Raw genomic sequence first — 21,880 nt, forward strand, 5'->3', positions numbered from 1 at the left:
CGCAGGACTGATATGAAAGCCGTATTCCAGATCGACGACGCCAATCCCCGCCAGGTGGAAGTGACCTTCAACAGCGTGATCGTGGCCGGTTGGGCCGGGCGCGACATGGCCGCCATCGAGCATCACATCGAAGAGCTGGCCGCCATCGGCGTGCCGCGGCCCAGCAGCGTCCCGCTGTACTACCGCATCGCGGAAAACCAGCTCACGCAGGCATCGAACGTGCAGGCGCTGGGCGAGGAATCGTCGGGCGAAGTCGAGACCTTTGTGTTCGCAGTCGATGGCGAGATGTACGTCAGCATCGCGTCCGACCACACCGACCGCAAGCTCGAGACCGTCAGCGTGGCGATGTCCAAGCAGGTCTGCGTCAAGCCTGTGGGCGCGCAAGCGTGGCGGCTGGCGGACGTGGCAGGGCACTGGGACGAACTCATCATCCGTGCCTACATCGTGGAAAACGGCGAGCAGGTGCTGTACCAGGAAGGCCCGCTGTCCACGCTGCGCACGCCCCAGGATCTGATTGCCGGCTACACGGGCGGCGGCGCCGTCCTGCCGGAAGGCGCGGGCATGACCTGCGGCACCGTCGCTGCCATTGGCGGCATCCGCCCGGCCGCCGACTTCACGATGGAGCTGCACGATCCGCGCCTGAACCGCACGCTGCGCCACCGCTATCATGTCGAGTCGCTGCCCGTGGTGGCCTGATCGCCAGCTTGCCGGGCATTGAACCCGGGCGCATTCCCTGCGAAGGCGCCCGTCCGAACACTTACGCCGCCAGGCGGCATTAGGACAATGATGGTTTCGACCTTGAATGATCTGACCACGGCCCTGCGCGAGGGCCGCAGCACCTCCGTCGCGTTGACCGAAGCCGCACTGGCGCGCGCGCAGGATCCGGCGGGCGAGGGCGCCCGCGCGTTCACCAAGCTTTATGCCGAGTCCGCGCTGGCGCAGGCGCGCGCGTCCGACACGCTGCGCGCGGCCGGCATCGTGCGGTCCGCAATCGAGGGGCTGCCCATCAGCATCAAGGACCTGTTCGACGTCCAGGGCGAAACCACGATGGCCGGTTCCGTGGCGCGCGAAGGCGAGCCCGCCGCCGAAGAGAGCGCCGAGGTCGTGCAGCGCCTGATCGCTGCCGGCGCAGTCATCATTGGCCGCACCAACATGACCGAATTCGCGTACTCGGGCCTGGGCATCAATCCGCACTACGGCACGCCGCTCAATCCGTACGATCGAGCCACCGGCCGCATTCCCGGCGGCTCGTCCTCCGGGGCCGCGGTGTCGGTTGCCGACGGCATGGCGGTCGCCGGGATCGGGTCCGACACGGGCGGTTCCGTGCGCATTCCCGCCGCGCTGTGCGGCCTGACCGGTTTCAAGCCCAGCGCGTGGCGCGTCTCCATGCAAGGTGTGCTGCCATTGTCGGCAAACCTGGACTCTATCGGCCCCATCGCCGCCAGCGTCCGTTGCTGCGCTGAGCTCGATGCCATTTTGTCGGGCGATGCGGGGCCGTTGCCGCAGGCGCTGCCGGTGCGCGGCCTGCGCCTGGCCATCCCGACGACGCTGGCGCTGGATGCCATGGACAAGCATGTGTCGGACACCTTTGCGGCGGCCGTGCAGCGTCTGGAAGCGGCAGGGGCGCTGATCGACCGGATCGAGATTCCGGAGTTCGCCGAGCTGGCTTCCATCAACAGCAAGGGCGGCTTCACGGCTGCCGAGGCGTGGGCCTGGCACCGGGACCTGATCGCGCGCGCGGGCAAGCGTTACGATCCGCGCGTGGTGTCGCGGATCATGCGCGGGCAGGACATGTCTGCGGCCGATTACATTGCGCTGCTTGACGCGCGCGAGGCCTGGGTCGCGGCGGTGGACCACCGGATCGCCGGCTACGACGCGCTCATCATGCCCACGACACCCATCGTGGCGCCGCCGGTGGCCGATCTGCAGGCCTCCGACGAGGCCTACTACGCCGCCAATGGCCTCATCCTGCGTAATCCCACCCTCATCAACTTCCTGGATGGCTGCGCGCTGTCCCTGCCGTGCCACGCACCGGGCACCGCGCCCGTGGGCCTGATGATCGCGGCCAGCAATGGCGCGGACCGCCGTGTGCTGGGCATCGGCTTGTCCGTGGAAGACCTGTTCGCCGGCCGCTGACCGGCAATCTTTTCGCAACGAGAGAATGCATGCCTGACGTAGATAACGTTAGAACCAGCCTGGCGCTTGCGCGTCAGGCGCGGCTGGACGCCCGCAGCGGACGCCTGACGGGCCCCACGGCGAATCTGGCGCCGGGACACGTGCAGGCCAACCTGGCGATCCTGCCGCGCGCCCTGGCGGCGGACTTCCTGCATTTTTGCCAGCGCAACCCCAAGCCGTGCCCCTTGCTGGCCATGTCCGAGCCCGGCGACCCGGCGTTGCCGGAGCTGGGCGCGGACATCGACATCCGCACCGATATTCCGCGATACCGGGTCTGGAAAGACGGCGAGCTGGTGGCCGAGCCGACGGACGTGCGCGACCTGTGGCGCGACGATCTCGTGTCGTTCCTCATCGGCTGCTCGTTCTCGTTCGAAGAGGCGATGCTGGACAACGGCTTGCCCGTGCGCCACATCGAACAGGGCAGCAATGTGCCCATGTACCGCACCAATATCGCGACGCAGCCCGCAGGCGTATTCGGCGGTCCGCTGGTGGTGTCGATGCGGCCCTTGAAAGCCGCCGACGCCATCCGCGCCATTCAGGTCACGTCGCGGTTCCCGTCGGTGCATGGCGCGCCCGTGCACATCGGCGACCCGGCGCTGATCGGCATCGCGGATATCGGCAGCCCCGATTACGGCGATCCCGTCGAAATCCGGCCAGGCGAGATGCCGGTCTTCTGGGCCTGCGGCGTGACGCCGCAGTCGGTGGTGGCGGCGGTGCGCCCCGAGTTCTGCATCACGCACGCGCCCGGGCACATGCTGGTCACCGATCTGATCAACAGCCGCATGGCGGTGTTCTGATCCGAGCCGGTCGCAGGCGTCTGCGGCCGGCCGTCCGCCATCGGCCCTCCGCCATCGGCCCTCCGCTACCGGCCCTCCGCTACCGGCCGTCCCCCCTCACCGCGTGAGCATCAAGGCTTTGACGCGCTGATCGTAATCGGGCGGAAACGTCCAGAACCGCATTCCTTGCTGCGTATAGCCCTCTTGCAGGCCGCGTTCGGCCGGGGCCTTGTGCCACAGGAACTGCATCAGCACGTCGCTGCTGACCCAGGCATTGCCGAACCAGAAACTGTGCGCACGGCGGTTCAGGTCCGGAATGGCCCGGGGATCCACCCAGATCATGTCGAAGTTCAACTGCTTCGAGGCGGCGTTGATGAACTGGACCTGCTCCTCGGTCAGGTCGTCGGCGCTGGGCCGGCCCGCGCGTGACGCGCGCTGGTGGCGCGCCGCAAAGCGCAGGGCGCGGTCGTCCAGGTTGGCGCCCAGGCTGACGCGTTCGGTCAGGTCGATGTATTGGCGCAGGTCGGTGACGAAGCGGTACGTGTCTTCATCCGGGGCCGCGAAATAGATCTGCCCCAGCCGCAAGCGTGCCCGCAGCGCCTCGCGGGTTTCGCCGTTCTTCGGCTGGGCCAGCGTCGCGAGTCCTTCACTGGCAATGCGCGCACCGGCGCTGAAGGCAAGCACGTTGATGTGCTCGGCGTTCGTGTTGCGCGCAAGCAGCTCGATCAGACGGGCAAACGCGGGCACGGACTGCCGCGCCGCGCGCACGTCCGTGGCATAGGCAAGCAGGCTGGCCGCCGAAGGCCACAGAAACACCAGCACCACGGCCTGCCGTCCCGTGAAGTGATGGAACTGCGCGGCCTGCGCGGTGCCGCGCCATACGGCGTTGTTGAAGCCATGCACGTAGATGATCAGATCACGGTGCCGGCTGACCGCCAAGGCGTCGTTGATGAGCGCGAAGTAAGCCTGCGCCTCGGGCGAGCTTTCCGCGTCGCTTTGCGGGCCTAGGGCCACCAGCTCTTCCATGCGCTCCAGGCTGAGCACGGGCCGGCCGCGCTGGCTGTCCGACGTGGACAATTGCCGCAACTGATCCCAGTCCAATGTGCCGTCGCCGATCTGCACCTTGGCCACGCCCAGGCGCAGCGTGTCGCTGGGGAAGATCGAATAAAAGGGTTGGCGCGATTCGAGAAAGACGGCGCGGTTGGTGGCGTACAGCAGGGGAATGGCGGTGATGTCGGCCGCGGCCTTGTGCGCGAACGGATCGACCTGACCGGTCGTGAACTTGACCGGCGTGGGCATCAGCTGCACTGGTGATGAACAGGCCGCCAGCAGCACGCTGACCGTCACCGCCATGGCCGTCCATGCCGTCCGCCGCAGGCGGTCAAGCGGGACAAGCGTGACAAGCGCGCAGGCATCGAGAAGACTCATACGGCGGGCCCGGGTTCATGGTGAGGAAGCGGCGCCGCGGGGGGATGGCGATGAACGCGCGGGGCCGGGGACATTCCACGGAAAACGGCAAGGCACGCGTGGGATTGTCGCCGTGGTCCAGGCGGCGATCAAGGGGGAGGGGGGGGCTGACACCCTTGGGCGCCATCTTGGACGGAAGACGGCGTTACATGGGTGTCAGACACCCGAGGTTTAGAAAATGTGCCTGAACCCCACCGCCGCGCCAAGCTGGTTGCTCTTGCCTGCGATTTCGCCGCTGGCGGCGTCGCTGACCTTGTTCCAGTCGACGGTGCCGTACAGTTGGGACCGCTTGGACAGCGCGTATTCGGCCACGGCGACCAGCGCGTAGCGTTTGCCCTTGTCGCCTTCCACGACCACGTTCTCGCTGCGGTCGTAGTAGGCCGCGCCCGTGATGGCCCAGCGCGGGGTGGCTTGCCAGGTCACGCCGGCGAAGTAGCCGTTGTCCTTGCGGTCCAGGCTGGCGGTGGTGGTGCCGCCCATGACGCCATTGACCCAGCCGGTTTCGTCGCGGCCGTTGAAGTAGCCCGCGAAGACCTTGGCCGATTCGAATTGGTAGGACGCGTTCAGGTTCCAGGCGCGCTGGCGCTCGCCGGAATCGGTGGCGGCGTAGGTTTGCTGCCAGGCCGCGCCCAGGCCGAGCTGGCCGATCGTGTAGCGCAGGCTGGCGCCGTACTGCTGGCCGGCCTTGCGGTCGTCCCAGTCTTCGCCATTGGCCCACGACGCCACGACGGACAGGTTGCCGAATGTGTTGGCGTACTTGGTCATGTTGTTGGTGCGCACACGCGACATGGCGGCGGGCAGCCAGGCGTTCTGCTCGTAGTTGCCGACGGTCAGCGGGTCGAAGTAGTCGGCCAGCAGGTCGAACATGGGCGTGTTCTGCAGGCCCAGCGTCAGCGTGCCGATGCTGCCGCCGTCAAGGCCAACGTACGCGAGGCGGCTGAACGCCTTGGACGGATCGGAACCATTGCCGTTCTGCAGATTGATGCCGTTCTCCAGGCGGAAGAAGGCGCGGTTTCCATTGCCCAGGTCTTCCGAACCGCGCAGGCCCCAACGGCTGTTGGAGATGGCGCCGTTTTCCATGCTGATGCGGCTGCCGTCTTGCCCAACGGCGCCGGAACTGGTGCTCAGGTAGCGGATGCTGACGTCAGCGATGCCGTACAGGGTGACGCTGGTTTCAGCGTTGGCCGCGCCGGCGGCCAGGCCCAGGCCGGCTGCCGCCAGCGAGAGGGTGATGCGTTTCATGTTGGACTCCTCCAGGTGTAGCTGATTTATGGTTGCGCCGCGCTTGTGGCTTGGCTTGCCGCGCCCGGCGATTTGCCGGACGCCTGGCCGCTGCACCGCCGCCGTGAATGGGCGCGGGTCCGGAGCAGCAGCCAGCTTTGCAGTGGTGCGTCCTGCCGGTGCCGCACAGGAACGCCTGGGGATTCTAAGTAAGTTGCCGAGCGCGGAATATCGAAAAGATTCGGCGTTTTCCCGGATTTACAGGCCGGCAAGCGCGCACCGCCTGAATAGCGGACGGACGGAAAAGAAAAACCCCGTTCGCGGAACGGGGTTTTTGTGGCGTTGGCGCGACGTTACAGCGTCATGTGCAGCGGCAACCAGGTGGCAATGCCAGGGGCCACATAAAGCAGCAGCACGGCCAGGATCATCAGGAAGAACATCGGCAGCGAGGCGCGCGCGATGTAGGGCAGTTCACGCCCGCTCATGCCGGACAGCACGAACAGGTTGAACCCCACTGGCGGCGTGATCTGCGCCATTTCCACCACGAACACGATGAAAATGCCGAACCAGATCAGGTCGATGCCGGCGGCTTGCACCGTCGGCAGCAGCACGCCCATGGTCAGCACCACGATCGAGATGCCGTCCAGGAAGCAACCCAGGATGATGAAGAACACCATCAGCGCCATGATGAGGCCGAACTGCGACAGACCAAGTCCGCCAATCCATTCCGCCAACGCGCGCGGCAGGCCGATGTAGCCCATCGCCAGCGTGAGGAACTGGGCGCCCGCCAGGATCAGCGCGATCATGCAATACAGGCGGGTGGCGCCCAGGAGCGACTGCTTGAACGTGGAGCCGTTAAGCGATCCCTGCAGCGCCGACAGGATCAGCGCGCCCACCACACCCACTGCCGCCGCTTCCGTGGCCGTCGCGATGCCGGTGTAGATCGAGCCCAGCACCGCGCCGATCAGCAGCAGCACCGGAATCAGATGGCGCGAGCGTGACAGCTTCTGCATGAACGTCAGGCCCGGATCCGCCGCTGGCACTTCGCCGGGATTGCGGATCGCCCACCAGGCGATGTAGCCGCTGAACAGCAGCGCGAGCAGGATGCCCGGAATGATGCCGGCGATGAACAGCTTGGCGATGGACACGTCCGCCGCCACGCCGTACACGATCATGATGATCGAGGGCGGGATCAGCAGACCGAGCGTGCCGGCGCCTGACAGCGTGCCGAGAATCTTATCCTCGGGGTAGCCGCGGCGGGTCAGCTCGGGGATGGTCATCTTGCCCACCGTCGCGCACGTGGCGGCCGACGAGCCCGACACGGCCGCGAAAATCGCGCAGCCGATCACGTTCGTGTGCAAGAGGCGCCCCGGCAACCGGTTCAGCCAGGGCGCAAGCCCCTTGAACAGGTCTTCGGAAAGCCGCGTGCGGAACAGGATTTCGCCCATCCACAGAAAGAGCGGCAGGGCGGTCAATGTCCAGCTGGACGAGGCGCCCCAGATCGTGACGGCCATGGCGTCGCCGGCCGGGCGGCTGGAGAAGATCTCCATGCCGATCCAGGCGGTGCCCGCCAGGGTCAGGCCGACCCAGACCCCGCATCCAAGCAGGACGAAGATCGAAACGACCAATAAGGTGATGACGAGAAGTTCATTCATGGGTTTGCTGCGAGGTTGCGGCGGCGACGCCGCGCGAACGGCGGACCAGTTCGTCGACGAGTGCGATGAAGAACAGGATCGTGCCCACGGCCATGGTCGTTTGCGGGATCCAGAGCGGCGTGGCGTCGTTCGACGTGGAAATGTCGTTGAACAGCCAGGAGTCGTAGGTGAGCTTGACGCTGAAGAAGGCGAAGGCGGCGGCCAGCAGGCAACCCACGGCCAAGGCGAAGATGTCCAGCCGGCGGCTGCCAGCGGGATTCAGCGAATTGAGCAGCAGCGTCACACGGATGTGCTCGCCGTGCTTGAACGTGCTGGCCAGCGCAAGAAAGCCCGCGGCGGCCATGAAGTATCCGGCATAGGCGTCAGTGCCGGGAATGTTGAAGCTGAGCTGGCGGGCGATGATCGCCGCCAGCACCGAGACGAGTACACCTATCGTGCACAGGCCGGCCAGAAGGCCGGCCGCGCCGTACAGGTTATCCAGAAAACGGCGCATGGCGATATCACTGCTTCTTGTAGGCGTCGATCATGGCCTGGCCGTCCGCGCCAGCCTTCTTGAGCCAGTCGTCCAGCATGCGCTTGCCGATCACGCTCAGGCCTTCCTTGAGCTCAACCGTGGGCTGGATGGTTTCCATGCCGTTCTTGGCGAGTTCGGCCTGATACCACTTGTTCTTTTCCTGCGACAGCTTCCAGCCGCGCTCTTCGGCTTGCGCGGCAGCCTTCTTGAGCGCTTCCTGCGTGGCGGGGTCCAGCGCGTCAAACGCCTTCTTGTTGACGATGATGGCGTTCTTGGGCAGCCAGGCCTGCGTGTCGTAGAACTTCTTGATGTACTCGTACGTCTTGGTGTCGTAGCCGGTGGACGCCGACGACATGTACGAATCGATCACGCCGGTGGCCAAGGCCTGCGCCAGTTCGGCCTGCTGCACGGTGACGGGCTGGGCGCCGACGAGTTCGGCGATCTTGGCCGTGACCGGGCTGTAGGCGCGCCACTTCAGGCCCTTCATGTCGCTGATCTGCTTGATGTCCTTGTTGGCGAAGATGCCTTGGGGCGGCCATGCCACGGCGTACAGCAAGGTCATGCCTTGCGAGGCCAGCTTCTTCTCCAGGAACGGCTTCTGGGCCTGGTACAGCTTGAACGATGCGTCGTAGCCGGTGGCCAGGAAGGGCAGGCCGTCCAGTTCGTAGATCGGGTCTTCGTTGGCGAAGTTGGTCAGCAGGATTTCGCCGATCTGAGCCTGGTTGCCTTGCACCGCGCGCTTGATTTCGGGCGCCTTGTACAGCGAGGCATTGTTGTGCAGCGTGATCTTGAGCTTGCCTTGCGACAGCGAGTCAACGTCCTTGATGAAGGTCGTCAGGTTCTCGACGTGGAAGTTGCTCGCCGGGTAGGCGCTGGGGAGGTCCCACTTGGTCTGGGCCTGTGCGCCCGCGCTGAATGCCAGGACGATGCTGCCGGTGAGCAGCGAGATTTTCTTGTACATGTTGGTCCTTCTTTGCGAATGGTGAAGTCGGGTCTGACCCGATAGGCATTGCGAAAAAAAGCATGCGCGGCGCGGCATCGCGCCGCCCGAGCGCCGTGCCATTCTATGTTGCTGTGCGGTAACAAAGCGCGGGAAATCGGCGTTTTACGGGTAATTCCTAGGAAGGGAATGTTGTTCATTGGTTGAAGGTTCAATGACGCCGCGAGGTCCGCGCCTGGTGCGGCGCTCAGACCGGCTGTCAGCGCGTTTTTCTTCTAAGATTGCGGGATCGATGACGCGCCGAAGAGGGTCGTGTGAATTTCGTTTTCCGCCGTGATGAATTGCTGGTCGAGGAGTCGTCCAGCGTGTTGCCGGATTCGGCGTTGTGTGAACGCATCGGGCTTGGCGCCTCGGCCTTGCAGCCGGTCTGGATGCAGGCGGGGTCGCCGTATCGCACGGTCTGTGTCGACCCCGGCCTCGAAGCGCCCGAGGGTTACGCCTTCAAGAAACTGCGCTCGCTGTTCGGCGTGTTCGACGACGAAGGCATGGCGCTGGCCGGCCGCGCCTATCAAATCGCCGAATGGGCGCGAACCCACCGGTTCTGTGGCGCTTGCGGCACGCCTGCCGAGCGTGTCGCGCACGAATTCTGCCTGCGATGCCCCGCGTGCGGCCTGTCCGCATACCCGCGCATCTCGCCGGCGATGATGGTGCTGATCCGCAAGGGAGACAGCATTCTACTGGCGCGTCACGCCAACGCGCCGACTGCCCGCTACACCGCGCTGGCCGGCTTCGTCGAGCCCGGGGAAAGCATCGAGCAGACTGTCCATCGCGAGGTCTTCGAAGAGGTCGGGCTGAAAGTCGGCAACCTGCAGTACTTCGGCAGCCAGCCGTGGCCGTTTCCGCATTCGCTGATGGTCGCGTTCACCGCGGACTACGTCTCCGGCGACATCCGGGTCCAGGAAGACGAAATTGCGGACGCGCGCTGGTTCGGGCCGGGCGACGCCATGCCCGAGATCGCGGCGCGCATTTCGATTGCCGGCTGGATGATCCGGGCCAATCTGCCCATGGGGTGGAACGCGCCCTGACGGCTTCACCGCGGCCCTAATCGGTAGGGGTATTCCCTCGAAACGAGGGATTTTTTGCCGTCAGCGGCCATTTTTTATTGATGAAATATAGATAAATTATTAGTATTTCATCCAATTAATCTTCGCTTGCGCCCTTTATGAGCCCCACCTTGATAGCGTCGTCGGCACATCTTGCCGGCGGCAGCGCGCCCGACCTGTCCGAAGTGGAATTCGGGCTCATGATTGCCAGCCACGCCTTCGACCGTTGGACGGTGCGATGCATGGCTGCGGCGGGTCTGCCCGACCTGACGCCCACCGACGTGATGGTGTTCCACCATGTCTACCATCGTGAGCGTCCGAAGAAGCTGGCTGATATCTGCTTCACGCTCAATGTCGAAGACACCCATATCGTCAGCTATGCGCTCAAAAAGCTGGAACGTCTTGGCGTGGTGCGCGGCGAGCGCAGCAGCAAGGAAGTCTTCTACAGCGTCACCCCCGAAGGCGCGGCGATCTTGAAGCGCTACGGCGAAATCCGCGAGCAATGCCTGACCGCCGGCCTGGACGGCCCGGGCGGGGGCGGTCTTGAATTCAGCCGGCAACTGGCGCACACGCTGCGCGCCCTTTCCGGCCTGTATGACCAGGCGGCCAGGGCCGCGACCTCTCTCTGAATCCAACATCCGGGGCAGGGCCCCGATTCATCCGCAACCCGACCGCGGCCGAACGCGCTGCGGCGGTCTCTTGTTTTCGAGGATACCTATGAAGTGGCAATTCTGGATTGACCGTGGGGGCACCTTCACCGACATCGTGGCGCGACGCCCTGATGGCACGACCACCACGGCGAAGATGCTGTCGGAAAACCCCGAGCAATACCGCGACGCGGCCGTTGCCGGCATCCGCAAGCTGCTGGGCATCGCACCCGGACAGCCCGTGCCCGCCGATCAGGTCGAGTGCGTGAAGATGGGCACCACGGTGGCGACCAATGCGCTGCTCGAGCGCAAGGGCGAGCGCACCTTGCTGGTCACCACGCGCGGATTCCGCGATGCCTTGCGCATCGCCTACCAGAATCGCCCGCGGCTCTTTGACCGCAACGTGCTGCTGCCCGAGATGCTGTACGAAGCCGTGGTCGAGGCGGACGAGCGCGTGGCGGCCGACGGCGAAGTGATTCGGCCGCTGGACGAAGCCGGCCTTCGCCGTGACATGCAGGCTGCGTTCGACAGCGGCATCCGCGCGGTGGCCATAGTGTTCATGCACGCGTGGCACGCCACCGGCCACGAGCAGCAGGCCGCGCGCATCGCCGCCGAGATCGGATTCACGCAGGTGTCCGTGTCGCACGAGGTCAGCCCGCTGATCAAGTTCGTCTCGCGCGGCGACACGACCGTGGTGGATGCGTATCTGTCGCCCATCCTGAAGCGCTACGTGGACCAGGTGGCCGGCGAACTGCCCGGCATCCGTCTCATGTTCATGCAGTCCAGCGGCGGCTTGACCGATGCCCACCGTTTCCGCGGCAAGGACGCGATCCTGTCCGGTCCGGCCGGCGGCATCGTCGGCATGGTTCGGACCAGCGAAATCGCAGGCTTTCCGAAGGTGATCGGCTTTGACATGGGCGGCACGTCCACCGATGTGTCGCACTACGCGGGCGAGTTTGAACGCGAATTCGAAACCCAGGTGGCCGGCGTGCGCATGCGCGCGCCCATGATGAGCATTCACACTGTCGCGGCCGGCGGCGGCTCCATCCTGCATTTTGACGGCGCGCGACTGCGCGTCGGGCCCGATTCCGCGGGCGCCAATCCGGGCCCGGCGTGCTATCGCCGCGGCGGCCCCCTGGCCGTCACGGACTGCAACGTGCTGTTGGGCAAGATTCAACCCGAATTCTTCCCGAACGTGTTTGGCCCCGAGGCAAACGAGCCCCTGGACCGCGACGCCGTGGTCGAACGCTTTTCCGCCATGGCCGCCGAAGTGTTTGCGGCCACCGGCCGCGAGATGTCGCCGGAGCAGCTGGCCGAGGGCTTTCTGCAGATCGCGGTGGGCAACATGGCCGAAGCCATCAAGCGCATCTCGGTGCAGCGCGGCCACGACGTGACCGAATACGCGCTGACCGTGTTCGGCGGCGCGGGGGGGCAGCACGCCTGCCTGGTGGCGGACGCGCTGGGCATGACGACGGTCTTTGCGCACCCGCTGGGCGGCGTGCTGTCGGCCTATGGCATGGGCCTGGCGGATCAGACGGACATGCGCCAGAAGACCGTCGAAAAGGTGCTGGACGCGTCCCTGATGGGCGAGCTGAAGGCGGAACTGGATGTACTGGCAGACCAGGCGGTCGGCGAACTGCGCCGCCAGCATGTGGCCGAGCCGGACATCTCCGTGCAGCGCCGCCTGCACCTGAAGTATCGCGGCACCGACACCGCGCTGGAAGTGGCGTTCTCGGATCTGGCGCAGGCGCGCAGCGACTTCGAGGCGGCCTATCGCCAGCGCTATTCGTTCCTGATGCCCAACCGCGAGCTGGTGGTCGAGACCATTTCGGTCGAGGCCACGGGCGGCGGCGAGCGCGTGGGCGAAGCGGCTACGTCGCGCACCCGCGAAGGCGCGCTGGCCGCGCGCCGCGTGGTCAGCATGTACAGCGCGGGCGCCTGGCGCGATACGCCGCTGTATGTGCGTGAAGACATGGCTGGCGGCGACGTGGTCGCGGGACCGGCCATCATTTCCGAGCCCAACCAGACCACGATCGTGGAACCCGGCTGGCAGGCCGAACTGACGTCGCAGGATCACTTCGTGATCCGCCGCGTCGAGGCGCGTTCCGAGCAACGCAAGGTCGGCACGCAGGCCGACCCCGTCATGCTTGAAGTGTTCAACAACCTGTTCATGTCGATCGCTGAACAGATGGGCTACCGCCTGCAGAACACGGCGTACTCGGTCAACATCAAGGAGCGTCTGGACTTCTCCTGCGCCATCTTCGACGCGCAGGCGCGCTTGATCGCCAACGCGCCGCACATGCCCGTGCATCTGGGTTCCATGGGCGAATCGGTGCGCACGGTCATGAACGCCAACGCCGGCAAGATGCAGCCGGGCGACGCGTACGTGGTGAACGACCCGTACCACGGCGGCACGCACCTGCCTGATGTCACGGTGATCACGCCGGTGTTTGACAAGGCGGGGCGCGAGATCCTGTTCTACGTGGGATCGCGCGGCCACCATGCCGATATCGGCGGGACCACACCGGGCTCCATGCCGCCGGACTCCAAGACGGTCGAAGACGAAGGCGTGCTGTTCACGAACTTCCAGCTCGTCAAGAACGGCGAGTTCCGCGAAGAAGCCGCGCGCCAGATCCTGGGGTCGGGCCGCTGGCCGGCGCGCAATCCGGACCAGAACATCGCCGACATGCACGCGCAGATCGCCGCCAACGAAAAGGGCGTGCAAGAGCTGTTGCGCATGTGCGATCACTTCGGCCTGGAGGTTGTGCGCGCCTACATGGGCCACGTGCAGGACAACGCCGAAGAGGCGGTGCGTCGCGTGATCTCGGTGCTCAAGGACGGCAGCTACGAGTATCCGCTGGACAACGGCGCGGTCATCCGCGTGGCGGTGCGTGTGGATAACGAGGCGCGCAGCGCCGTGGTGGATTTCACGGGCACGTCGCCGCAGCTGGACAACAACTTCAACGCGCCCGGTGCGATTGCCGTGGCCGCGGTGCTGTATGTGTTCCGCACGATGGTCAATGACGACATCCCGCTGAACGACGGCTGCCTCGTGCCGCTGACCATCATCCTGCCCGAAGGGTCGATGCTGCGCCCGAACCCGCCCGCTTCGGTGGTCGCGGGCAATGTGGAGACCTCCATGTGCATCGTCAACGCGCTATACGGGGCGTTGGGGGTGCTGGCCGCCAGCCAGGGCACGATGAACAACTTCACGTTCGGCAATGCGCGTCATCAGTACTACGAGACCATTTCGGGCGGCACTGGCGCCGGTCCGGTCCGTATCGACGCGGCCGGTCCGCACGACGAGGGCTTTGCCGGCACGTCGGTGGTGCAGGCGCACATGACCAACTCGCGCCTGACCGATCCGGAAGTGCTGGAGTTCCGATTCCCGGTGCGTCTGGAGTCGTACGAGATCCGCAAGGGCTCGGGCGGCGCGGGCCGGTATCCGGGCGGCGACGGCGGCGTGCGCCGCATCCGCTTCCTGGAAGACATGACCGCGGCCATCCTGTCGAACAACCGGCGTTATGCGCCGTTCGGCCTGGCCGGCGGCCAGCCGGGCGCCATGGGCCGCAATACGGTTGAACGCGCGGACGGCACCATCGAGGAACTCGGTCCCCAGGACAGCGCGCAGCTGCGGCCGGGCGATGTGTTCGTCGTGGAAACGCCGGGAGGCGGCGGCTACGGCGCGCAGTAATGCCCGCCGCGATGTCCGGTCCCGTTCATTCGGGATCGGACATCACGTCCAGCGCGATATCCGCGCGCGCCTTGCGGTCGTAAACACGCAGGACGACGGCCTCATCGGTGATTTCGAACATCGCCGTGGCCAGCGTGTTCTCGTCGTCGGGGTCGTCCTTCGCCGTGCGCAGGATCGGCAGCGTGCCCTGGGTATCGAGCAGGGCGGCAAGCATGTCGGCGTGGGTCGATTCCGGCAACCACCCATCCACCAGGCCTTCGATCCGGTTCTGCCGGGCCCGCGACGAGTCGGTGACGAGCTGCGCCTGGCCTCGCGTGGCAGCGTGCACCATGTGATTGGCATGGCCGTAGCGCCGGCCGACTTCCTGGATCGACACCGATCCCGGCGTCACCTCGGCGCTGAGCACGCGCGCATCTCCGGCCGCGCCCAACAGATGGTGAAATCCGCCCGCGTGGGGCTGCTCGCGCAATAGCGTCACGGCCTCGTCCAGCGTCGTGCAGTCCAGCACGGCCCGCGCCAGGAACATGCGGGGTACGCCCGCATGCCGCTGCCGGGTACGCAGGTTGTTGATGGTTTGCACGAGGCCCGCGCGGTTGGCGGCAAACGTGTGGCCGGGCAGGGAGCCCGGGTAATAGAAGCTCAGATAGCCGGGCGCATCGTCCAGCGCGACATCCACCAGGTGGCAGCGGCCATACAGAAAGGGATCGCCGTCCTCGTTGTGGCCGATCCAGCGAGATCCGTCTGCCGCCCGCATGGCGACCGACGTGCAGCCATCCGTGGTGCTGTGCAGCAGATCTCCGCGGCAATGCCATAGCAGCACGTCGTTGACCGGCATGCGCAAGCCTTCGGCCAGACCTTCGAGTTCTTCCCAGATCTGCGGCAGGGCGGCCTGCGCCTGTTGGGCCAGTTCATCGACGAACGGGTGGCCGCGCCACGGGCGCAGGGCGCTCCAGGTGCCGCTCTGGTCCAGATAGGTCCCCATGATGGGGCGGGCCAGCTTGCCCAGCGCCAGACCGACCTGGCGGCGGTTTCCAGCGATGCGCACATATTTGTAGGCCATCGAAAACCTCCGGATGTCTCGCGGATTGTAAGGGGTCCGCCACCCGCCGGGGCGTGGATTGTTGCGTTAAGATCGTCGGTAAGTTGCGCTGGCGATCCCGGCGCGACCCAGGAATCATGCCCTTACAACAAGCCCGGGGTGCCCTGCGCTCCCCAAGAGGAGAGTTTCATGATCAAACGTAAAGTCGCCGCCGCAATGGTGGGCCTGTCCCTGACCTTGTTCGGCGCCACTTCCGCCGTCCAGGCCCAGGGCAAGGAATTGGTGGTGGCCACCGATACCGCTTTCGTGCCGTTCGAATTCAAGCAGGGCAACACTTACGTCGGGTTCGACGTGGACCTGTGGGCGGCCATCGCGAAGGAACTCAACCTCAAGTACAAGCTGCAGCCGATGGACTTCGCCGGCATCATTCCCGGCTTGCAAACGAAGAACATCGACGCCGCGCTGGCCGGTATCACGATACGCGACGATCGCAAGAAGGTCATCGATTTCTCGGATCCCTATTACGAAAGCGGCCTGGCCATCCTGGTCGGCGAAAAGAACACCGACATCAAGGACGCCAAGTCCCTGTCCGGCAAGACCGTTGCGGTCAAGACCGGCACGGCGACGGTGGACTTCCTGAAGGCGCAGGTGCCCGATGCCAAGCTCAAGCTGTTCCCGAACATCGACAACGCCTATCTCGAACTGGCAACCGGCCGCGTGGACGCCGCCGTGCACGACACGCCCAACGTCCAGTATTACGCCAATACCGCGGGCAAGGGCCGCGTGAAGGTGGTCGGCTCGGTCAAGAGCGGCGACTTCTACGGCATTGCGTTCCCCAAGGGCAGCGAACTGGTGCCCGAGGTCAACAAGGCGCTCGCCACGCTGAAGGCCAACGGCGAGTACGACAAGATCTACACCAAGTGGTTCGGCAAGAAGCCCTGACCGGCGCGGCAAGCGGCATTTTCTACGGACGCGCCGCCTGAACCGCGGTCAAGGGCGCGGCAATAGCCGCCACCCTTGCCGCGGGCGCGTCCGCCATGATGTGGGCGCGCCCGCGCGCGCCATTGGGGGAAGATCGTGGAGTTTGACTGGGCTGTCATCGAGGACGCGTTACCCAATCTGCTGACGGGTACGCTCATGACCATCAAGATCACCTTCTGGGGCCTGGCGGGCGGTTTCCTGCTCGGCGCGCTTTCGGGCGTGACGCGGGCCTACGGAAACGCGGTGCTCTCGGGCATCACGCAGGTGTACGTCGCGGTCATCCGCGGCACGCCCATCGTGGTGCAGGTCATGTTCATCTACTTTGCGCTGCCGCTGTTGGCGGACATCCGGGTGGACGCCGAATTCGCGGCGATCGCCACCCTCATCATCAACTCGGGGGCGTACATCTCGGAAATCGTGCGCGGATCGCTGCTGTCGGTCCACAAGGGGCTGAAGGAAGCAGGGCAGGCAATGGGCCTGCCCTTTTACAAGATCCTGCTGCACATCATCGGGCCGGTCGCCTTCCGGCGCATGATTCCGCCGCTGGGCAACCAGTGCATCATCAGCCTGAAGGATTCTTCGCTGTTCATCGTGATCGGCGTGGCGGAGCTGACCCGGCAAGGGCAGGAAATCATGGCCAGCAATTTCCGGGCGGTCGAAATCTGGTCCGCGGTGGCGATCATCTACCTGATCCTCACGGGCTTGATGGCATTGACCCTGCATCTGGTCGAAAAGAGGATGCGCATCATATGAGCATGGTTGAATTTCATAACGTCACCAAGCGCTTTGGCGACTCGACGGTGCTGAACGGCATCTCGCTCAACATCGATGCCGGGGAGGTCGTGGTGGTGGTCGGGCCGTCGGGGTCGGGCAAGTCCACTTTCCTGCGCTGCATCAACGTGCTGGAGACGATCAACGACGGCGACCTGCTGGTGGACGGCCTCAGTGTGAAGGGCGATGCGGCGACGGTGCGCGAGATCCGGCGCGAAGCCGGCATGGTGTTCCAGCAGTTCAATCTGTTCCCGCAGATGACGGCGCTGGAAAACGTCATGTTCGGACCCATCCATACCCGTGGCCAGAGCCGCGCCGAGGCGCGCGAGCTGGCCGAGAGCCTGTTGGTCAAGGTGGGCCTGGCCGAACGCATGAAGCACTATCCGGCCGAACTCTCCGGCGGGCAGCAGCAGCGCGTGGCCATCGCCCGCGCGCTGGCCATCATGCCCAAGCTGATGCTGTTCGATGAGCCCACGTCTGCGCTGGACCCCGAGCTGCGCCATGAGGTGCTCAAGGTCATGCGGGATCTGGCCGAGGAGGGCATGACGATGGTGGTCGTCACGCACGAGATGGAATTTGCGCGCAAGGTCGGCAGCCGGCTGATCTTCATCGACGGGGGCAAGATCGCGCACGACGGACCGCCGGAAGAATTGCTGAGCAATCCGCCCAGCCAGCGTCTGAAGGATTTCCTGCAGCACGTGACCTGAAAAGCAAAAGGCGTCCGGTTTGTGGCCGGACGCCTTTTTTCTTGGGGCAGCGCGTCAACCCTTCACGCGGACGATCTTCTGCACTTGGGGCACGTGCCGGATGGCTCGGATGACTTGCGCCAGGTGCTTGCGGCTGTCGACCTGGATGGTCAGGTGCAGCGACACGGTGGCGACGGCGTCGTCGTGCATCGTGACATGCACGATGTTGGCATCGGCCGCGGTGACTTCCGCCGCCAGCCGGCCCAGCACGCCGCGTTCGTTGCGGGTGACGATGTCCAGGCGCGTGGCCAGGTGCTTGGCCGTTTGCGCATCCCAACCCACGTTGATCCAGCGCTCGGGTTCGCGCAGGCGCTGGCGCAACGCGACGGGGCAATCGGCCGTGTGCACCACCAGCCCATGACCCATGCGCATCCCGGCCACGATCGGGTCGCCGGGTAGCGGGCCGCAGCAAGGCGCAAGTTGCACCGCCTGGCCTTCGTTGCCCTGGATCAGGATGGGGGCGCTGCGTGCCGAGGTCAGTTCGTCCACCGCGGCAGCCGTGGTGGCGACAAGCTGGTGTTCCGGCGCGAAGCGGCGGGCAACCACCGCGGCCAGCCGCTTGCCCAGGCCGATGTCGGCCAGGATTTCCTCGCGCGAGCTGGCGCCGGTGCTGCGCGCCAGTTTTTGCCAGCCGGGGTCGTCGGTGGCGGGCAGGGGCATGTGCAGTTCCTGCATGGCCTGGGCCAGCAACCGCTCGCCGAAAGCCACGGACTCTTCGTACTTGACCGTGCGCAGGTAGTGGCGGATTTCCGAGCGCGCGCGACCCGTGCGCACATAGTTCAGCCATTGCGCATTGGGACGCGAGGCTGGCGACGTGACAATCTCGACGGTGTCGCCGCTGCTCAGTTCGGTGCGCAGCGGCACGAATTCGCCGTTGACCTTGGCCGCGACCGCCTGGTTGCCGATGTCGGTGTGGATGGCGTAGGCAAAGTCGACGGGCGTGGCGCCGCGGGGCAGGGAAATGATCTTGCCGCGGGGCGTGAACACGTACACGGCGTCAGGGAACAGATCGACCTTGACGTGTTCGAGGAATTCGCCGGAATCGCCGGTCTGGCTCTGGATGTCCAGCAGCGACTGCAGCCACTGGTGCGTGCGCTTTTGCAGGTCATTGAGCGTCAGGTCCGCGCCCTTGTACAGCCAGTGGGACGCCACGCCTTCCTCGGCGACATGGTGCATGTCGCGCGTGCGGAACTGGAATTCCACCGGGGTGCCGTAGGGGCCGACCAGCGTCGTGTGCAGGGACTGGTAGCCGTTCACCTTGGGGATGGCGATGTAGTCCTTGAACTTGCCGGGCACCGGGCGGAACAGCTGATGCAGCGTGCCCAGCGCCAGATAGCACTCGGGCAGCGTATGGACCACGATGCGGAACCCGTAGATGTCCAGCACGTCCGAGAAAGACTTTTTCTGGTCGACCATCTTGCGGTAGATGCCGAACAGGGTCTTTTCGCGGCCGCTGACCTCGGCTTCGATCCCGGCGGCCGGCAGGGCGGCGCGCACGGAATCGGCGATCTTGGTGATGACCTCGCGGCGGTTGCCGCGCGCCGCCAGGACCGCCTTGTACAGCACCTGGTAGCGATTCGGGTACATCGCGGCAAAGCAGAGGTCCTGCAGCTCGCGGAACAGCAGATTCAGGCCCAGCCGATGCGCGATGGGCGCATAGATATCCAGCGTTTCGCGCGCGATGCGGCGGCGCTTTTCGGGATTGACCGCGTCCAGCGTGCGCATGTTGTGCAGGCGGTCGGCGAGCTTGATGAGGATGACGCGCACGTCGCGCGCCATCGCCAACAGCATTTTCCGGAAGCTCTCTGCCTGTTGCTCGGCCTTGGTGGCGAAATCCAGGCGATCAAGCTTGGACAGGCCATCGACCAGCTCGGCGACTTCCGGCCCGAATTTCTCGGCCAGTTCGTGCTTGGCGATGCCCTGGTCTTCCATCACGTCGTGCAGCAGGGCGGCAGACAGCGCGTTGACGTCTAGCTTCCAGCCTGCGCAGATTTCGGTGACGGCGATGGGATGAGAGATGTAGGGCGAACCGCTGGCGCGGAATTGTCCAAGATGCGCCTGGTCCGCGAAGCGATAGGCTTCGCGCACGCGCTCAACATCGTTCTTGTCGAGATAGCTGCCGATGATTTCGGTCAGCGGCGCCAGCGAAGCGACCGGAGATCCGGTCGCGTCCGCCGCTTCTTGCGCGGCGACGGACGGTGGCGTGGGGGAATTCTTGTCTTTTTTGCCCGTGCGGCGCCCAAGACGGGAGCCGGCACGCAGTGCGGCAAGCAGACCAGATGAAGCGTACTTCAGCCCGGGAAAAGCCATGCTTGCAGCTCCCCGGCGCGTATCAGGTGGGAACTTTACGCAGCATTTCAACGCCGGTGAGGCCGCCAGCGATTTCGCGCAAGGCAGTGACCGTGGGCTTGTCTTTGCTGTCCAGGCGCGGGGCGTGGCCTTGCGCCAATTCACGGGCGCGGTACGTCGCGGCCAGCGTGAGCTTGAAACGATTGGGGATTTGATTCAGACAGTCTTCGACAGTGATGCGAGCCATTAGGACACCTGGTGCTGATGGATGATGGAGAGAATGCGTTCGGCTCAGTGTTCGGCCGGGATGCCAAGTTGCGCAAACAACTCGGCGTGGCGGGCGGCCTGAGACGAAAAGCGCAGCCGTGCGGCGCTGACGATTTGGGTCAGCTCCGACAGGGCTACGCTAAATTCTTGATTAATAATAACATATTCGCATTCAGGCGCGTGGGCGATTTCGCCGCCTGCCGCCATGAGCCGGCGGGCAATCACGTGCGGCTCATCCTGGCCGCGCGCCTTCAGGCGGCTTTCGAGCTCGTCGATGGACGGCGGCAGCACGAAAATGCCGATCGCGCGGGGAAAACGCTGCTTTACCTGGCGCGCGCCTTGCCAGTCGATTTCCAGGAGCACGTCGCGTCCCTGGGCGGTGGCCTCGTCGATGCGGTCGCGCGGGGTGCCGTAGAAATTGCCGTGGACCTCGGCCCATTCCAGCAGGTTCTGGCCTTCACGCATGCGCTTGAAATCGTCCAGCGACACAAACCGGTATTCGCGGCCGTCTTCCTCGCCGGGGCGGGGAGCGCGCGTGGTGCAGGAGATGGAAAGCAGGATGGAGGGGTCTTGGGCAAGCAGGGCCTTCACGAGGCTGGACTTGCCGGCGCCGCTGGGCGCGACGACCATGAAGACGTTTCCGGGAGTGGCGTGCATGAATGAATGTGACCGGCGTGTGATGCTGAGACTCGAAGAATAGCAAATCGCGCGGGTGGCCGCGCGCGCCGGAATGTTGAAAGTGTGTTGCGCTTGGAACCTTCGCTTGCAGCATCCGTAAAGCGATTCGGGTAGGATTTCGCGCATTCATAAGACGGAGAATCCGATGAACACGAACGAGATCGATCCGCCCCGCGTCGCCCTGGTCACGGGCGCCGGTACCGGCATAGGCCGCGCAGTCGCGCTGGAATTCCTGGCGCAGGGTTACCGGGTCGTGCTGGCGGGCCGCCGGCGTGAGCCGCTGGAGGCCACCCGCACGGCGGCGGGCGAGGACGGGCTGCGGGCGCTGGTCGTGCCCACGGACGTGTCCGACGAGCAGGCGGTCCGCGATCTCTTCGACACCGCCCAGCGCGAATACGGCCGCCTGGACGTGCTGTTCAATAACGCCGGGCGGGGCGCTCCGGCCGTGCCGATCGAGGAATTGCCGGTTGCCGTGTGGCGCGAGGTCGTGGACACCAACCTGACCGGCATGTTCCTGTGCGCGCAGGCGGCCATCCGCATCATGAAGGCGCAGCATCCGCGCGGCGGCCGCATCATCAATAACGGCTCGATTTCGTCGCATGCGCCCCGGCCGTTCTCCATCGCCTATACCGCCACCAAGCATGCGGTGACGGGGCTGACCAAGTCGATTTCCCTGGATTGCCGCCCGTACAACATCGCGTGCGGCCAGATCGACATCGGCAACGCCGCCACTGAAATGACTGAGCGCATGGCCGCCGGCATCCTGCAGGCGGACGGCAGCACCAAGGTGGAACCGCGCATGGACGTCGCTCACGTGGCGCAGGCGGTCGCCGCGATGGCTCGTCTGCCGCTGGATGCCAACGTGCAGTTCATGACGCTCATGGCCACCAACATGCCCTTCGTGGGCCGGGGCTGAC

Annotated in this window: 19 protein-coding genes; 10 read left to right on the forward strand and 9 right to left on the reverse strand. The window is 65.4% G+C overall.

Features of this window, described 5'->3' with window-relative positions; translation table 11 throughout:
- Positions 1–12 precede the first annotated feature (12 nt).
- The 3 genes from ASD87_RS03970 to ASD87_RS03980 all read left to right on the forward strand — a co-directional run bounded on the left by ASD87_RS03970 (position 13) and on the right by ASD87_RS03980 (position 2,972).
- Positions 13–696, forward strand: coding sequence for a DUF2848 domain-containing protein (locus tag ASD87_RS03970; protein WP_056317422.1), 684 nt, complete (start codon positions 13–15; stop codon positions 694–696).
- Positions 697–786: 90 nt separating this feature from the next.
- A complete protein-coding gene (locus tag ASD87_RS03975; RefSeq protein WP_056318723.1) occupies positions 787–2,136 on the forward strand; it encodes an amidase in 1,350 nt (449 codons plus the stop codon).
- Positions 2,137–2,165: 29 nt separating this feature from the next.
- Positions 2,166–2,972 (forward strand): putative hydro-lyase, encoded by an 807-nt coding sequence (locus tag ASD87_RS03980; RefSeq protein ID WP_056317425.1) that lies wholly within the window; start codon positions 2,166–2,168, stop codon positions 2,970–2,972.
- A gap of 96 nt (positions 2,973–3,068) precedes the next feature.
- On the opposite strand, the gene ASD87_RS03985 is transcribed toward ASD87_RS03980, so the two are convergent.
- The 5 genes from ASD87_RS03985 to ASD87_RS04005 all read right to left on the reverse strand — a co-directional run bounded on the left by ASD87_RS03985 (position 3,069) and on the right by ASD87_RS04005 (position 8,769).
- Positions 3,069–4,379 carry an alpha/beta hydrolase gene (locus ASD87_RS03985; protein ID WP_056317428.1) on the reverse strand — a complete coding sequence of 437 codons (1,311 nt, stop codon included), beginning with the start codon at positions 4,377–4,379 and terminating at the stop codon, positions 3,069–3,071.
- Between the two features lie 210 nt (positions 4,380–4,589).
- The gene (locus tag ASD87_RS03990) at positions 4,590–5,660 is read right to left on the reverse strand and encodes a porin (RefSeq protein WP_056317431.1); all 1,071 of its coding nucleotides are present in this window, start codon (positions 5,658–5,660) and stop codon (positions 4,590–4,592) included.
- 332 nt (positions 5,661–5,992) lie between these two features.
- Positions 5,993–7,294, reverse strand: coding sequence for a TRAP transporter large permease (locus tag ASD87_RS03995; RefSeq protein WP_056317432.1), 1,302 nt, complete (start codon positions 7,292–7,294; stop codon positions 5,993–5,995).
- Entirely contained in the window at positions 7,287–7,787 is a 501-nt protein-coding gene (locus ASD87_RS04000; RefSeq protein ID WP_056317434.1) for a TRAP transporter small permease, read from the reverse strand. Before ASD87_RS04000 ends, ASD87_RS03995 begins: the two co-directional genes overlap by 8 nt.
- Positions 7,788–7,794: 7 nt before the next feature.
- Positions 7,795–8,769: a TRAP transporter substrate-binding protein gene (locus tag ASD87_RS04005; RefSeq protein WP_056317437.1), complete on the reverse strand. Its 975-nt coding sequence runs from the start codon at positions 8,767–8,769 to the stop codon at positions 7,795–7,797.
- Positions 8,770–9,062: 293 nt separating this feature from the next.
- Between ASD87_RS04005 and nudC the strand changes: the two genes are divergently transcribed.
- The 3 genes from nudC (at position 9,063) to ASD87_RS04020 (ending at position 14,192) form a co-directional block, all read left to right on the forward strand.
- On the forward strand, positions 9,063–9,833 hold the full coding sequence (gene nudC / locus ASD87_RS04010) for an NAD(+) diphosphatase (protein WP_056317439.1): 771 nt from the start codon (positions 9,063–9,065) through the stop codon (positions 9,831–9,833).
- A gap of 137 nt (positions 9,834–9,970) precedes the next feature.
- A complete protein-coding gene (locus tag ASD87_RS04015) occupies positions 9,971–10,480 on the forward strand; it encodes a winged helix DNA-binding protein (RefSeq protein WP_056317441.1) in 510 nt (169 codons plus the stop codon).
- A gap of 88 nt (positions 10,481–10,568) precedes the next feature.
- Positions 10,569–14,192, forward strand: a complete 3,624-nt coding sequence (locus tag ASD87_RS04020; protein WP_056317444.1) for a hydantoinase B/oxoprolinase family protein — start codon at positions 10,569–10,571, stop codon at positions 14,190–14,192.
- A 25-nt stretch (positions 14,193–14,217) separates the two neighbouring features.
- On the opposite strand, the gene ASD87_RS04025 is transcribed toward ASD87_RS04020, so the two are convergent.
- On the reverse strand, positions 14,218–15,252 hold the full coding sequence (locus ASD87_RS04025) for a C45 family peptidase (RefSeq protein WP_056317447.1): 1,035 nt from the start codon (positions 15,250–15,252) through the stop codon (positions 14,218–14,220).
- Positions 15,253–15,420: 168 nt separating this feature from the next.
- Here ASD87_RS04025 and glnH point away from each other — a divergent pair, with 168 nt between their 5' ends.
- From glnH to glnQ, 3 genes are all read left to right on the forward strand, one after another.
- A complete protein-coding gene (gene glnH, locus ASD87_RS04030; protein ID WP_056317448.1) occupies positions 15,421–16,173 on the forward strand; it encodes a glutamine ABC transporter substrate-binding protein GlnH in 753 nt (250 codons plus the stop codon).
- Between the two features lie 135 nt (positions 16,174–16,308).
- The gene (glnP, locus tag ASD87_RS04035; RefSeq protein ID WP_056317451.1) at positions 16,309–16,965 is read left to right on the forward strand and encodes a glutamine ABC transporter permease GlnP; all 657 of its coding nucleotides are present in this window, start codon (positions 16,309–16,311) and stop codon (positions 16,963–16,965) included.
- Positions 16,962–17,690 carry a glutamine ABC transporter ATP-binding protein GlnQ gene (gene glnQ, locus ASD87_RS04040; protein WP_056317453.1) on the forward strand — a complete coding sequence of 243 codons (729 nt, stop codon included), beginning with the start codon at positions 16,962–16,964 and terminating at the stop codon, positions 17,688–17,690. Before glnP ends, glnQ begins: the two co-directional genes overlap by 4 nt.
- Before the next feature lie 54 nt (positions 17,691–17,744).
- Here glnQ and ASD87_RS04045 read toward each other — a convergent pair whose 3' ends face one another.
- The 3 genes from ASD87_RS04045 to gmk are packed head-to-tail and all read right to left on the reverse strand — an operon-like array spanning position 17,745 to position 20,942.
- Positions 17,745–20,039 carry a bifunctional (p)ppGpp synthetase/guanosine-3',5'-bis(diphosphate) 3'-pyrophosphohydrolase gene (locus ASD87_RS04045; protein WP_056317456.1) on the reverse strand — a complete coding sequence of 765 codons (2,295 nt, stop codon included), beginning with the start codon at positions 20,037–20,039 and terminating at the stop codon, positions 17,745–17,747.
- 22 nt (positions 20,040–20,061) lie between these two features.
- Complete coding sequence (gene rpoZ, locus ASD87_RS04050; protein ID WP_006219679.1) at positions 20,062–20,265, reverse strand: DNA-directed RNA polymerase subunit omega; 204 nt, start codon at positions 20,263–20,265, stop codon at positions 20,062–20,064.
- Positions 20,266–20,309: 44 nt separating this feature from the next.
- Entirely contained in the window at positions 20,310–20,942 is a 633-nt protein-coding gene (gmk, locus tag ASD87_RS04055) for a guanylate kinase (RefSeq protein WP_081101052.1), read from the reverse strand.
- 166 nt (positions 20,943–21,108) lie between these two features.
- Here gmk and ASD87_RS04060 point away from each other — a divergent pair, with 166 nt between their 5' ends.
- Positions 21,109–21,879: an SDR family oxidoreductase gene (locus ASD87_RS04060; protein ID WP_056317463.1), complete on the forward strand. Its 771-nt coding sequence runs from the start codon at positions 21,109–21,111 to the stop codon at positions 21,877–21,879.
- Position 21,880: the final 1 nt, after the last annotated feature.

It is taken from the genome of Achromobacter sp. Root170, from assembly GCF_001428165.1.
GTDB lineage: Bacteria > Pseudomonadota > Gammaproteobacteria > Burkholderiales > Burkholderiaceae_B > Achromobacter > Achromobacter mucicolens.